This window comes from Undibacterium sp. Ren11W, from assembly GCF_049340485.1.
In the GTDB taxonomy this organism is placed as follows: Bacteria; Pseudomonadota; Gammaproteobacteria; order Burkholderiales; family Burkholderiaceae_D; genus Undibacterium.
This window is the reverse complement of the sequence record NZ_JBMPPB010000008.1, coordinates 131741-145230: the sequence shown is the minus strand read 5'-3', so window position 1 is coordinate 145230 and position 13490 is coordinate 131741. Positions and strand designations below refer to the sequence as shown.

General features: G+C 53.6%; 12 protein-coding genes. 4 read left to right on the top strand and 8 right to left on the bottom strand.

Annotated features, from left to right (window positions below; genetic code table 11):
* Positions 1 to 43 precede the first annotated feature (43 nt).
* The 4 genes from ACO0K8_RS17190 to ACO0K8_RS17175 form a co-directional block, all read right to left on the bottom strand.
* Positions 44 to 259: a hypothetical protein gene (locus tag ACO0K8_RS17190; RefSeq protein ID WP_422947886.1), complete on the bottom strand. Its 216-nt coding sequence runs from the start codon at positions 257 to 259 to the stop codon at positions 44 to 46.
* The gene (locus tag ACO0K8_RS17185; protein ID WP_422947885.1) at positions 250 to 1452 is read right to left on the bottom strand and encodes an ABC transporter permease subunit; all 1203 of its coding nucleotides are present in this window, start codon (positions 1450 to 1452) and stop codon (positions 250 to 252) included. Before ACO0K8_RS17185 ends, ACO0K8_RS17190 begins: the two co-directional genes overlap by 10 nt.
* Positions 1453 to 1691: 239 nt before the next feature.
* A complete protein-coding gene (locus ACO0K8_RS17180) occupies positions 1692 to 2546 on the bottom strand; it encodes a helix-turn-helix transcriptional regulator (RefSeq protein WP_422947884.1) in 855 nt (284 codons plus the stop codon).
* 139 nt (positions 2547 to 2685) lie between these two features.
* Positions 2686 to 3270 (bottom strand): LysE family translocator, encoded by a 585-nt coding sequence (locus tag ACO0K8_RS17175; RefSeq protein ID WP_422947883.1) that lies wholly within the window; start codon positions 3268 to 3270, stop codon positions 2686 to 2688.
* 244 nt (positions 3271 to 3514) lie between these two features.
* Here ACO0K8_RS17175 and ACO0K8_RS17170 point away from each other — a divergent pair, with 244 nt between their 5' ends.
* Entirely contained in the window at positions 3515 to 4147 is a 633-nt protein-coding gene (locus tag ACO0K8_RS17170) for a tetratricopeptide repeat protein (RefSeq protein ID WP_422947882.1), read from the top strand.
* Between the two features lie 154 nt (positions 4148 to 4301).
* Here the strand turns inward: ACO0K8_RS17170 and ACO0K8_RS17165 are convergent, their stop codons facing one another.
* Positions 4302 to 6452, bottom strand: a complete 2151-nt coding sequence (locus ACO0K8_RS17165; protein WP_422947881.1) for a DUF6600 domain-containing protein — start codon at positions 6450 to 6452, stop codon at positions 4302 to 4304.
* A 385-nt stretch (positions 6453 to 6837) separates the two neighbouring features.
* Here ACO0K8_RS17165 and ACO0K8_RS17160 point away from each other — a divergent pair, with 385 nt between their 5' ends.
* The 3 genes from ACO0K8_RS17160 (at position 6838) to ACO0K8_RS17150 (ending at position 9050) form a co-directional block, all read left to right on the top strand.
* Positions 6838 to 7512 (top strand): substrate-binding periplasmic protein, encoded by a 675-nt coding sequence (locus ACO0K8_RS17160; protein WP_422947880.1) that lies wholly within the window; start codon positions 6838 to 6840, stop codon positions 7510 to 7512.
* A 284-nt stretch (positions 7513 to 7796) separates the two neighbouring features.
* Positions 7797 to 8459, top strand: a complete 663-nt coding sequence (locus tag ACO0K8_RS17155; RefSeq protein WP_422947879.1) for a glutathione S-transferase family protein — start codon at positions 7797 to 7799, stop codon at positions 8457 to 8459.
* A 90-nt stretch (positions 8460 to 8549) separates the two neighbouring features.
* A complete protein-coding gene (locus ACO0K8_RS17150) occupies positions 8550 to 9050 on the top strand; it encodes an REP-associated tyrosine transposase (protein WP_422947878.1) in 501 nt (166 codons plus the stop codon).
* A gap of 92 nt (positions 9051 to 9142) precedes the next feature.
* On the opposite strand, the gene ACO0K8_RS17145 is transcribed toward ACO0K8_RS17150, so the two are convergent.
* The 3 genes from ACO0K8_RS17145 to ACO0K8_RS17135 are packed head-to-tail and all read right to left on the bottom strand — an operon-like array spanning position 9143 to position 13410.
* Positions 9143 to 10390: a Zn-dependent hydrolase gene (locus tag ACO0K8_RS17145; RefSeq protein ID WP_422947877.1), complete on the bottom strand. Its 1248-nt coding sequence runs from the start codon at positions 10388 to 10390 to the stop codon at positions 9143 to 9145.
* A gap of 33 nt (positions 10391 to 10423) precedes the next feature.
* Positions 10424 to 11866 carry a dihydropyrimidinase gene (hydA, locus tag ACO0K8_RS17140; protein WP_422947876.1) on the bottom strand — a complete coding sequence of 481 codons (1443 nt, stop codon included), beginning with the start codon at positions 11864 to 11866 and terminating at the stop codon, positions 10424 to 10426.
* Between the two features lie 35 nt (positions 11867 to 11901).
* Positions 11902 to 13410: an NCS1 family nucleobase:cation symporter-1 gene (locus ACO0K8_RS17135; RefSeq protein WP_422947875.1), complete on the bottom strand. Its 1509-nt coding sequence runs from the start codon at positions 13408 to 13410 to the stop codon at positions 11902 to 11904.
* Positions 13411 to 13490: the final 80 nt, after the last annotated feature.

Sequence of the window (13490 nt, the reverse complement as noted above, 5' to 3'; positions counted from 1 at the left end):
CGTAATGTGCTCGTGATCTGCCGATTAGCAGCGGCGGACGCTGCTAGCTTGGATGAGGTTTAGCGTAAAATAAACCGGACAGCAGCAGTAATGTGGCACTCATAGTCAGATTGAATAAGCGCTGTTTGCGTGGATCGTGTAGCAGGCCACGTAGCGCCACCCCGATCCGGGCCCACAGTGAATTGCATGGTAGGCTCACCAGTACGCCTATCACTGCCACCAGCAGCGCCGCATAGCCGGCGCTCATTTTTACGGGCATGATCTGCAGGTGGCGGGATCTGGCTCTGGGCCTAGGCGGTCTTCATGCCTGGGGCTGGGCCATAGGCCGCAAGGGCGTTTCAGCATGATGAGGACCATCGTCATCCCCATCAGCAATTGACGTAAGACTTCGACTTCTATCACTAGCTGTCCAAATAGATGCAGCTGTATGGGCACAACCAGGTAGCGCAAAATTTCTGGCAAAGCGGCGAGTAAGATCGCACCCAGGATAACGCCGGGAATATGCCCCATGCCGCCCAGCACGACCATAGCCAGTACCGTGATCGATTCGCTCAGCGAAAAAGATTCCGGCGAAATAAAGCCTTGAAACGAGGCAAACATGGCCCCGGCCACACCACCAAAAGAGGCGCCCAGCGCAAAGGCTAGTAATTTAATATTGCGGGTGTTGATGCCCATCGCCATCGCGGCGATTTCATCTTCGCGGATTGCCACAAAGGCTCGCCCCAGGCGCGAGTTTTGTAGACGTATAGAGATAATGGCGATCACTACGCACAAAAATAGAAATAAGAAGTAATAGGCATTCACCGAGGGCATAGAATATCCGCCCAGATCCAGATTGGCGCCCGAGCCTGGTTCGCCCGCCAGCGAGATCCCGAAGATACGGATAGGGTCTATCATATTGATGCCGCGCGGACCATCGGTGATGTTGATGGGGGCATTGAGGTTGTTGATAAAGATACGGATGATTTCGCCAAAGCCCAGAGTCACCACGGCCAGGTAATCACCGCGCAGTTTGAGCGTAGGTGCACCCAGCAACACGCCGAAAAATGCCGCTAAGGCCGCGCCCAGCGGAACGATGAAGCATACCGATAAGTGGATGCCGTTTTGCGCAATCTCAGGCCCGCATAGCCACAGCAAGCCCTTCCCTAGCAGCGGATAGTGGTTGACGATAGATTCGAGTACCAGCGCAAATTGGGGTGAGGCCAGCAGTGCCGTCATATACGCGCCCAGTGCATAGAACGCGATGTAACCGAGGTCGAGCAGACCGGCAAAACCGACCACGATGTTCAGACCCAGTGCCAGCATGATGTACAACAAGGCCAGATCCATGATGCGCACCCATGCATTACCGAACTGGGCGGCAAAAAAGGGAAAAGCTAACAGGAGCAGGGCCAGCAGTATCAGGCTGCCGGGTTGAGCCAGCAAGGTTTTGTTGGCGACATAGTGCGGCATAACATTTCCCTGAAAGTAGCAATATCTTTGTATCTTAAAGAAAGCGAATTATTTGCGCTATCAGGATCTTGCTCGATACTAGCGTCTAGCGATGGCGCGCTGCTCAGGGAACTTCTAAAAACCCTATACTCGGGCGCGTCGCGGCGTCGATTGCTCAATACGATCCCCGCAATACCGACGTATTGCTCCGGTTTGCGCCTTGCGCTGCATCCCGATTAACGGGTTTTTAGAAGTTCCCCTCAGACCCGCATGCGCGTGCGTAAGCGCGAGGGCGTCAAGCCAAATACCGAGCGAAAGCTGGCGCTAAAGTGGCTGTGATGAGCAAAGCCGCAATCTAGGGCGATGGCCGTCAGATCCTGATCCTGCGTGCGCATAGTCTCTAAAGCCTGGCCTAGCCGCGTGCGTATCAGGTAGCGATGCACCGGTAAGCCAACTTCGCTCCTGAAGATGCGTGCCAGATGATAGGGTGAAGTTTCGGCCAGGCACGCTAGCTCAGTGAGTGTCCATTCCTGCATAGGCTGGAGCGAAATCGCTTCTTTCACGGTCTCCACTTGCTGGCGTCTGCGAGTTACGCTCAGCACCTGTCTGGCGCGTTCGGCAAGCCTGCTATCTTTACAGGCCGTTTGCAGGGCCTTAGTGAGCACTGTCACACTGAGTTCTTCTATCGCAAGCGGCTTGCCTTGGGCTAGCGTTAAATGACGCCAGAGCAGCTCGCGCTCCAGCAATGTGGCTGGCGCTAGCAGGCAATGCCGATTGAGCGCGGCGGAGCGTAGATCCGGCAGACCTAGGGTTTCATTGACTAGCTTAGAGAGCGCTTCTGGCGAGAATTCAAATAGCAGAGATTCATCGCCGATACCGCCAGGGAAGCTGAGCCTATACGCCTGGCCGCAGCCAAAGAACAAAGCGTGATTAGGGTTGGCAATGAAATGTTGCCTGGGGCTGTCATGCTTGGCAAACAGTCCGGCAATCGGCAATAAAAAGACGTCGGCGCTGGCATGCCTGAGCTCACTGCAGAGTTTGGATGCGGGGCGTGCGATGGCGTGGCGAATACTTAATAACTCGCTCTCGAACAGAGTTTTTAGTACGAGTAACATGTGCTTAGTATCCAGGCCGGGAAGTAGCTGGCAGAAGAGCAGGAGCTAGTCTACATAGTCAATTAATTCTACAGTAATCGCCGCCGCTGCTTAAAAGTTCTTCTCTCAGGATTTAGCTAGCATCATCACAGCAGGAAGTTTAGCGTAAAAATAAACCGGCCAGCACTAGCAGGGTCGCACCCATCGTCAGGTTGAACGCGCGCTGTTTGCGTGGATCGCGCAGCAAACCGCGTATTGCCACCCCGAATAAGGCCCACATAGAACTACACGGAAAACCTACCAATGTCCCGACAACCGAGACCAGCAGCGCAGCGCTGCTGGCGCTTAGGCCTAGCGGCATGAACACCGAGGCGATGGTAATAGACTTGACCCAGGTCTTGGGATTAAGTGCCTGAAATAGTGCCGCCTGAGCGAATGAAACAGGAGTGGGGGCGTGCGCCTCTCCCACTGTTGCGCCACTTAATTTCCACGCTAAATACACCAGATAGACGGCTCCGGCAATACGTAGCACTTGCTGGATTTGTGGATAGGCGATAAAGACATTACCCAGACCGATACAGACCACCAGCGTTTGTACGAAGACGCCAAACTGTATTCCTAGTATCGCCGGCAGCGCACCGCGGTAACCGAAATTCGCGCCCGAGCTGGCCAGCATGACGTTGTTTGGCCCCGGGGTGCCCGACATCACAAAACAATACGTCATCAAAGGTAGTAGTTCGGTCATGTGGATCTAACGGTGGGTATAAAGTGAGGCTAGTCTAGGAGCGCTGCCAAACTGCGTCAAGATACAGATGACAGCTTTTGTGATGCGTCTGTATCTGTCCCCGCACTAGCATATCTGCGTCGCAGCCACCTCGTTGCGTTTTGACGCAGAGCTGAAAAGTGCATGCTTATGAGCGTGCAAGCAGCATATTTAGCCTGAATGCACCGTAAAATACACGCACGTCAAATTACTCATACGGTGCATCATGAAATTAAAAAGTTTTGCGGTATTGCTGCTGTCGATAGGCGTGTGCGCCTACGCTTGGGCAGGGATGGATGAGGGGGCGGCAGCGTATGATGCGAAAAATTACGCAGTAGCGTTGAAGGAAATGCGACCGCTGGCAGAAAAAGGGAATATGTACGCCCAATACAATCTGGGTGTGATGTACGAAAACGGTCAGGGTGTCGCCAAAGATGGCAAAGAAGCGGCCAAATGGTATAAAAAATCGGCAGAACAGGGTGGCTCGTTTTCTCAATATAATCTGGGTGCGCTTTACGAAAATGGCACTGGTGTCGCGCAAAATTATTCCGAGGCCTTGCGCTGGTATCGAAAAGCTGCAGCGCAAAATGATCCTCTGGCTTTGAATAATATGGGCGTACTGTATCGCGATGGGAAGGGTGTGCTTGCGAATAAGATCGTCGCTTTCGCGCTCTGGAATTATTCGGCGGCCTTGGATGCCAGCCCGACAAATAACGCGAAGAAAAATCGCCAGGCGCTGGCGCTGCAAGGTATGCCTATCAAAGATGTCGAGCTCGCCCTGAGCCTGGGACAGGAACTACAACAAGCCAACGGCAATTTGGAAGTGATCGACAGGTATTTGACTAAGCTCAATAAATAATCACACCCACAGACGTTTGCGCAATATCGATGCGCCTGGTGGCGGCATTTCGGCCTGCAGGCCGCGTGGATGTTGCGCATAGCTCTGCCATTGCTCGACAAATTTCTTACCCCGGCAGCAGTGCTAGCGCGACTGGAAATGGTAGTTGTTGCACTTATCGTTCCTGCTCTCTGGCCTGGCCAGGTCTGTGCGTATTGCGCGGATTTTCTTTTGGTTCGGCGATGCCGGCGCGTTCCGGGCGTGGCTGGGGTGCTGATTTAATTTCTGGCGGCGGGCTGGTGTGCGCCGCTTCCGGCCTTACTGTCGGCGCGCTGTTTATTGCCGGCGCTATCGTGCTTCTCGTATTGTTATTGCTTTCTTGCGCTGTTCTGGCCGCGTCTGTTCGCCTTTGATTTTGTTCTGCTTGATTGCTGCCGGATGATTGGTAGCGCACTCCATAGTTCTCACGTTCGTTTTCATTGCGACGCGATGACGGGTGTTCGGTACGGCGTTCCAATTGTTCCCGTTGGCGTTCGGCATCGCGTGCAGGTTCATGTGCTGGTTCGCGCGCATGTTCACGCTCTTGCAAGATCACTTGAGCCGGATTATTTTGGGTCCATCCGGCATAGCCCGGTGTCGATCTGCTGACTGGCGCTACGCTTGCCGCCGCTGGATTTGAAGTTGGGTTGACATGGTTGTTGACAGGGGCTCGGTAGTCGACCGCATTACTGCGGGCGCGTTCCGGGGTGGCCGCGACGGGCGTAGACATGACTGGGCTGGCGCGGGTTCTGATCTCGGCTGGCGTGGTTTGGTTTTCGCCAGGCGGAGTGGCGATTCTGGCGCCATAGCGTGGCGTATATCTTTCATTGTTTGATGCAGCCTGGTGCTCACCATCTCTACTAATGCGGCCTGAGTCCGGGCGCTGCACTACCGGTCTCTGCAGCCATTGCTCGTTTGCAGGTGCGCTGAGCCGTCTGGCGTTGCCGTAGATACTCTCTCTGGATGGTGGCCGTGCTGTCGCCGGTGCGATTGCAGCTGTGCTCTGCGAGAATGGCGATCCCAACGTTGCCGGGTTTAAGCTGCTGGCCTGGCCACGCAGGAATTGATTGGCAGGCATAGAACTGATGGCATTCTGTATAGCTTGATTTTGATAGGGGCGGCTGCCGTGATGATCGCGTTCTTGCGAACTATTTTGCTGGACGCTGGCGCGATAGTCCTGATGTTGGTTGAGACGGTCAATATAGCCGCTACTGCCACGGTAATACGGACGATAGGCCTCGCCGGGCGCCAACGGTAACCAGGCTGGATGCGGATGCGATCCTGTGCTGATGTTCAGATTCAGATGCACGCCAGGTGCGCCACCGACAAAGGCCACCAGCGCCGGTGCATACACCGGCGAAGTGTGATGCAGATAGGGGCCTGGCACCCAGGCCCAGCGTGGGCCTATATGCGCCCAGCGCCCGTAGTGGAAAGGCGCAAAACCCCAGGGGGCGCGGTCCACCCAAGTCCAGCCCCAGGGTGCTACCCAGACCCAATTACCGTTGCGATACGGCGCCCAGCCCACATCGACAGTGCGCGGAATCCAGATCGCGCCATATTCGGCATGGGTCTCCCAAGTGCCATGCTGATCCAGTTGCTGATAGCCGATCACTTCACGTGATACATAGCGTGCCGAGACCGAATTATCTTCCAGCTTATCTCTGTCATTCACCCACAGATCAAAACTGTCGTAGGGCGGCATTCTATCTATGCTGTTGTGCGCCAGATTATTGCCTGAGAAGTTCGCTTGTTCGGCTTCGTGCAGAGTGATGCTATCGCTTTCCCCATAGGCAATCCCGGTTCCGCGTCGGACGATGATGCGGCTCTCGTTGGGATAGGCACTGAGCTTGTACTCTCCTGCTTCTTGCAAGGTAAAGGCAAAGTTCGGGGTATTGATCTCGACCACTTCTTGCGTGCCCAGGCTGCGTTGACGTAATACCAGGGTGCCGGCAGTCAGGCTTAACTGTAGGTGATTGTCGCTCAGCTCACTAATGCTCAGGCTGGTGTTTTCTGCCAGACGCAGGCTGCTGGCACCCATGTGCAGTTCGGCTCTGGCACCGGCCGGTACCCACAGACGGTCACCGGAAGTGAGTGGCCGGTTCGGGTCGGCCACTATCCATTGCTCGCTGCCGGCCGGTGCCAGACTGATGCTGCCCTGGGTGTAACTCAGGCGCGCCACCCGACTCGGAGGATCTTCCTGGGCCAGCGCCGAGTCACTCGTAAAGAGCTGGCACAAGAGCAACACAGCGAGCGCCAGGCGAAGAGAATATTGCTGAAATGCAGGCATTGTTGGCTTTCTGAGGGCAGGCCGGAATCTGCGGCGCAGATACACATAAGGGCTTAACGCAGGAGGTTGCGGTTTGGATGTCACGATATGTAAAAATACGCAATGTATTTTCATATTTTTTAAGGATGGGCATCGCTACGTGGAAGTGTGGCTTGACTGTACAGTGTCAGGCAAGGATACTTAAGAGGAATATATTTCTTGAACGACTTCTCCGCCTTATTTTCTCACCTTATTTCCCCACCTTATTTCTCCACCTTATTTCTCCACCTCAGCTATGTCGCTACAGCGCTACTGTCAAATTGCCCTCTTTACTAGCGCCTTATTCAGTGTTGGATCCGCAGTCGCTCAGACTCAAAAAAACATACCGCTGTTTTTGAAGGAGTCATTGGGACCCAACGGCGAGCAGCTCCCTATCGGCAAATCAATTGACCGCTTGCTAGTGTATTTTGAGCAGGAGTCTGGATTGCGTTTCGAGCGCCGCCAACTACCTTGGAATCGTGCTCAGTTAATGGCCAGAGAAGGCGAAGGCATCATTTATGGTTTTTCAAAATCGCCACAAAGACTGCAGATCTATCATTTTTCTCTGCCTGTGGTAACCGGAAAAGTGTGGGTCATTAGCTATGGTGAACCAGCCCCCGTTTTTCTCTCGGCACAAGATTTGAAAGGCAAGGTGCTTAGCATAGGACGCGGTTTTAGCCACGGTATGGAGTTTGAAAAAGCCAAAAATGTGCTATTTACGGTGCAGGAAGACAGCGCTTCTGAGGCTGCGAGATTTAAGAAGCTAGTCGCTAAACATAGTGAAGTCATGCTATGGCAATCGCGCGATTTAGACACTGCCGAGCAAGTCTCTCTGTATATTCAAAAAACCTTAATCCCGAGTTTTAATGATGCTCAATTGCGCGATAAAGTGTTTAATGTGTCTATCCAACCGATGTTCTATGACAGCATGCATTTTGCCAGTGCCAAAGGAAAATACGAAGCAGAAATGGCGATACTCGATCAGGTCATACGGCGCGGCGTGAAGAATGGCAGCCTGGCCAAAGCCCTGCATCCGAATTAAAAACCTTGCATCGAGATCGCAAGGAGTCGCAAGGCCGCGATGCGTCCGCGTATAGATTTTTAGAACTTCCCAAAAGTCAGTACGCAATAGCGCTGCGCCTGCTGGCGGCATTTCGGCCTGTGAGGCGCATGCCTATTGCGCCTTGCTGCGCTGGCTTACTCAGCATCTCGATTTGAGTCCTTGAGAGATTGTTTTAAAATAGTGGTGTTCTGCTATGATGCCTGCAGCTAAGTCTGCTTGTGGAGCATGACAAGCTACGCGCCAGTTTCTTACTTTAAACATCTATGGATCTCATGATGCAACTCTATTATTCGCCAGGAACCGCCTGCCTTGCACCGCATTTTTTGCTGGAAGAACTGGGCTTGCCGTATCAGTTGGTGCTGGTCGATACCAGTAAGCAAGAACATCAGCAGGCTGCTTATCTCAAGCTCAATCCGAACGGCAAGATTCCGCTGCTGATCGATGGCGATTTGCAGCTGACCGAGAGCGCCGCAATCTGCCTGTATCTGGCCGATCAATATGGTGCGTCAGCTCAGTCTGGCAATTTTTCACCGGCGATAGCGACGCCAGAGCGCGCCCGCTTGTATCAGTGGATGATGTATTTGACGAATACTTTGCAAGCGGAGTTACTGAGTTACTTTTACCCCGAACGTCTGCATGATGATGTGTTAGGCGCGGCCCAGGTTCAAGCGCATGCGGAGCAGCGCGTGGCGCAAATGCTGGGCTATATCGACGATAATCTGGCGCAATCCCAAGGCGAGTATCTGCTGGGTGAACATGTGAGTATTGCCGATTTGTTTTTGTTCATGCTGTGTCGCTGGACCCGCGGCATGCAAAAGCCAGCGCGCGACTATCCGCACGTAGCCCCGTATTTGCAGCGCATGCTGACACGACCATCGATCGTTAAGTCTTTCGAGATGGAAGGCATACAGGCACCGTTTTATTGATTGTGTTTGACCAAGTAGGGTGGGCAGGTTTTTTGTGCCCACGCGGGAACAGATTATTTTGTTTAGGAGTTTCTGTGTCGCATTATCGTCGTGCGTCTGTCGCAGGGGGGCACCTATTTTTTTACCGTTGTTACTTACCGTCGACAGAGCATTTTATGCGATGAATTTGTCCGCGATACTTTGAGAGGAGCAATTGAATCGGTGCGCTGCTCCCGACCTTTCGTTATTGATGCATGGGTTTTGTTACCAGATCATTTGCATTGTATTTGGACTTTACCCGAAGGCGACGTCGATTTTTCTACGCGCTGGATGATGATTAAAAGAAAGGTATCTTTGGCATGCAAAGCCAGCTATTTCCGCAATGATTGGATCACTCCGTCGAAACAAAGACATCGCGAATCGACCATCTGGCAACGACGTTTTTGGGAGCATCAAATTCGTGATGACGCCGACTATTCTCGTCATATGGATTATTTACATTTCAATCCGGTGAAACACCGCTTGGTCGATCGTGTGCTTGATTGGCCGTATTCGAGCTTTCATCGATATGTAAAAAATGGAACATATTCACACGATTGGGCCATCGCTTAGAAAATGCAAACGTCGTTGCTTGCGAGTTTGGCCAATTATCAATCGATACGCGTGGGCACGATGACGCCGTGCCCACCCTACGTTTTAGAAAATCAATCCACCACCACTTTCGCTCGCTCCAGCATGGCATGCAAGAGCACATTGCAACCGGCTTCCAGATGATCGGCTCTGGCGTCCTCGATTTCATTGTGGCTGATGCCGTCCTTGCACGGAACAAAGATCATGCCTGCCGGTGCCAACCTGGCGGCGTAGATTGCGTCGTGGCCAGCGCCTGAGACGACGTCCATGTTGCTGTAACCGAGTTTGGCGGTGGCGCTCCTGACAGCATCCACGCATTCCGGATGGAAGGGGCAGGGCGGGTAATACGAAACTCTTTCTGTGTGTATCTTGAGACCTGTTTCAGCAGCAGTCTGGGCGGCGAAGGCGAGGATTTCCTCATGCATTTTATTAAGCAATTCGTCATTAATATTGCGCAGGTCTATGCTAAATTTTACTTCGCCCGGGATCACGTTGCGGCTGTTCGGGAACACCTGCACCATGCCTACCGTGCCGCGCCCATACGGCGGATAGCGGTTGCCGATATTCACTACCTCTTGCATGATCTTGGTCGCCACTTGCAGTGCGTCTTTGCGCAGATGCATGGGCGTCGGGCCAGCGTGCGCTTCCATGCCGGTGACGACGCAGTCGTACCAGGATAATCCCATGACCGCAGGCACCACGCCTATGATTTTGTCGGCGTCTTCCAGCACCGGGCCTTGTTCTATGTGGGCCTCAAAGTAGGCGCCGATAGGATGATCTCCCGGTACTTGCGTGCCGAGATAGCCTATGCGTTGCAACTCATCCTTGACGTTTTTTCCCTCGGTGTCGGTGGCGGCATACGCGGTCTCGAGGCTGAAGGCCCCGCAGAAAACGCCAGAACCCATCATCACCGGTACAAAGCGCGAGCCTTCTTCATTGGTCCAGAACGCCACCTCTATCGGCGCTTCGGTCTGAATCTTGTGATCGTTAAGCGTGCGCACTACTTCCAGCGCTGCCAGCACGCCGTAATTGCCGTCGAATTTTCCGCCCGTGGGTTGGGTATCGATATGGCTGCCTGAGACTATCGGCGGCAGGGCCGGGTTTGTGCCTTCTCTGCGCATGAAGACATTGCCTATCTGGTCCAGCGTGATGCTTAAGCCCGCCTGCTTGCCCCAGCCAACGACCAGGTCCCGGCCTTGTCTATCCAGCTCCGTGAGCGCCAGACGTTTCACGCCGCCTTTGGCGGTGGCGCCGATTTGCGCCAACTCCATAATGGCTGACCAGAGGCGTGAGCCATTGATTCTTAGTGTCTCGCTTTGCATGCTGATACTTTCTGAAGGTGGGAAGTAACGGTATTAGGGTCTGTTTACTTTGACAGGCGCAGCCAGATTGCTCATCTGTTTCAAGGCCTCAAACATAGGCGAGAACGCCGGCCTATCCACATGCTTGCCAGCCCCCGCCACTGCACGTAGATCGCCCTCTTTAAACACTAGCTTGCCGCCGCTTATTGTATGTGTAGGTAGACCGCGCACGGTGCGGCCTTCGAACACATTGAAGCCACCTTTGGCAAATTGTGTTTTGGCCGAAATAGTGCGCGTCGCTTGCGGGTCCCACACCACGATATCAGCGTCGGCACCCGTCGCAATAATGCCCTTGCGCGGATAAATATTGAAAATTTGTGCAGCGTTGGTCGATGTCACTTTGACGAATTCTGACGGGGTCAGCCTGCCGCTGTTGACACCACCATCCCAGATTACCGCCATGCGCTCTTCTACGCCGCCGCAACCATTCGGTATTTTGGTAAAGTCGTTTTTTCCAGCCGCTTTTTGCGTATCGCAAAAGGTGCAGTGGTCGGTCGCGGTGGTGTGCAGATTGCCGCTTTGCAGACCTTGCCAAAGAGCAGCCTGGTGTTCTTTCGAGCGGAAGGGTGGGCTCATCACATGGCCGGCTGCAAAGTCAAAATCCGGATTACGGTACACGTTGTCGTCTATCGTCAGATGTCCGGCCAGTACTTCGCCAAATACGCGCTGGCCCTTGCTGCGCGCGCGCGTGATGGCTTCTAGCGACTCCATGCAAGATACATGCACGATGTACACCGGTGTATTAAGCACGTTGGCAATCGCGATGGCGCGATTCGCCGCTTCGGCTTCGACCGCGGGCGGGCGTGACAATGGATGGGCTTCTGGCCCTGTCATGCCTTGCGCTAAGAGTTTTTGTTGCAGAGTGAAAACTAGTTCGCCATTCTCTGCATGCACGGTAGGCATGGCACCCAGTTCCAGTGCGCGGCTGAAGCTTTTCACCAGAATTTCATCATCGGCCATGATGGCGTTTTTATAGGCCATAAAGTGTTTAAAACTATTCACGCCGCAATCCCGCACCAGCTTGCCCATGTCGGCATGCACGCTATCATCCCACCAGGTAACAGCGACATGAAAGCTGTAATCAGCGGCGGATTTTTCGGCCCAGCCGCGCCAGGTTTGGTAGGCTTCCATTAATGACTGCTGCGGGTTGGGTATGACAAAATCGATGATGCTGGTAGTGCCGCCTGCCAGACCGGCGGCGGTGCCGGTAAAAAAATCGTCGGCGGTGACGGTGCCCATGAAGGGCAGTTGCATGTGTGTATGCGGATCGATGCCGCCAGGCATCACGTATTGGCCACCGGCATCGATAATGATGGCGCTGCCTGGGGCTCGCAGATCCTCGCCCACCGCGATGATCTTGCCATCGGCACAGAGCACGTCGGCCCGATATTCGCGGTCGGCATTGACCACCGTTCCTCCACGTATCAAAATACTCATCACTACTCCTTAAAGATACTGATAGATACTGATAATTACATGCTGGCGTGTTCGCTACGAGGCGCATTTTTGATAGAGTCGCGCTGGCCTTGCATCATGAGCAAATACAGCAGGCTGGCGAGCAGCAAGCCGACAAACCAGGCATAGGTGTAAATTGTCTTGAAGGCTACCGACGTTGCGGGGAAGGAGGTCGGAAACGCCGCATTTAAAAACCCGGGAATATTCGGCATCACTCCGATGATGAAGGCAATGATTGCGGCCATGTTCCAGCCAGGTATGGCAGAGTCGGCGTAGGAATATTGGCCATCTGCCACGTATAATTGGGCGACAACGAGTTCGGTTTTGCGTATCAGGTAATAGTCTGCAATCAAGATGCCGGCAATCGGCCCGAGCAGGGCAGAGTAGCCGATCAGCCAGGTGAAAATGTAACCTTGAGTCGATTCTAGTATCTTCCAAGGCATGATAGCGATTGCAATGAAGGCGGTGATGTAACCACCGGTTTTGTAGGAAATGTGTTTTGGGCTGAGTGCTGAAAAGTCATAGGCCGGCCCGACCAGATTGGCCGCCAGATTCACGCCGACGGTGTCGATCAGCAAAATAATCAGGGCAATTAAGACGGCGATGCCGGTCATGCGACTGGCCAGATCGACGGGATCCCAGATCGCCTTGCCATACAAAACCACGGTCGCCGAAGTAACGATCACTGCCAGCATAGACAGCAGCGCCATCGGCACTGGTAAGCCTATGCTTTGGCCTAAGAGCTGATCGCGCTGGGTCTTGGCAAAACGCGTGAAGTCAGGAATATTTAAGGCCAACGTAGCCCAAAAGCCGACCATGGCGGTTAATGAAGGCCAGAAGCTAGACCAGAACTGGCCAGCTTTCTTGCCGCCCGCTACGAACTGAGATGGTTGATCCATAATAGTGCCAAAACCACCGGCTTTATTGTAGACCCAAGCCAGCAGGACGAAGCAAATCAGGATTTTCAAGGGGGCGGTATAGGTTTCCAGCTTACGTATCGAATCCATACCGTGAAAAATATACCAGAACTGTATCGCCCAAAAAATCAGAAAGCAGATCAGTTGCGCGCCATTGATACCTAAACCGGCGATCGCATCGCCACCCAGTGCATGTCCCAACATTACACCGGCTAGGGTATAAATCATCTGACCGCCAAACCAGGTCTGTATGCCGTACCAACCGCAAGCCACAATGGCCCGCATCAGAGCCGGTAATTTGGCGCCGCTGGTGCCGAAGGAGGCGCGTGCCAGTACCGCATACGGTATCCCGTATTTAGTCCCGGCATGCCCTATCAAGAGCATGGGCAGAAGCACAATCGCATTGGCGAGAAACACCGTCAGCACTGCCTGCATGGCCGACATGCCGCCTTCTATCAGGCTCGCTGCCAGCGTGTAAGCCGGGATACACATCACCATCCCTACCCACAGTGCTGCAAAATGAAACCAGCGCCAGGTGCGCTGGCTGGCCGTGGTCGGTGCCAGATCTTCATTCCACAATTCAAAATTAACAGAATGATCTTGGTTCATGCTCGTTTCCTTTGACGGGTGAAGGCTGGCTGAAACATGTATTGGACTTACGCAAAATCGCCCCAGCGTCGTTGTATCCG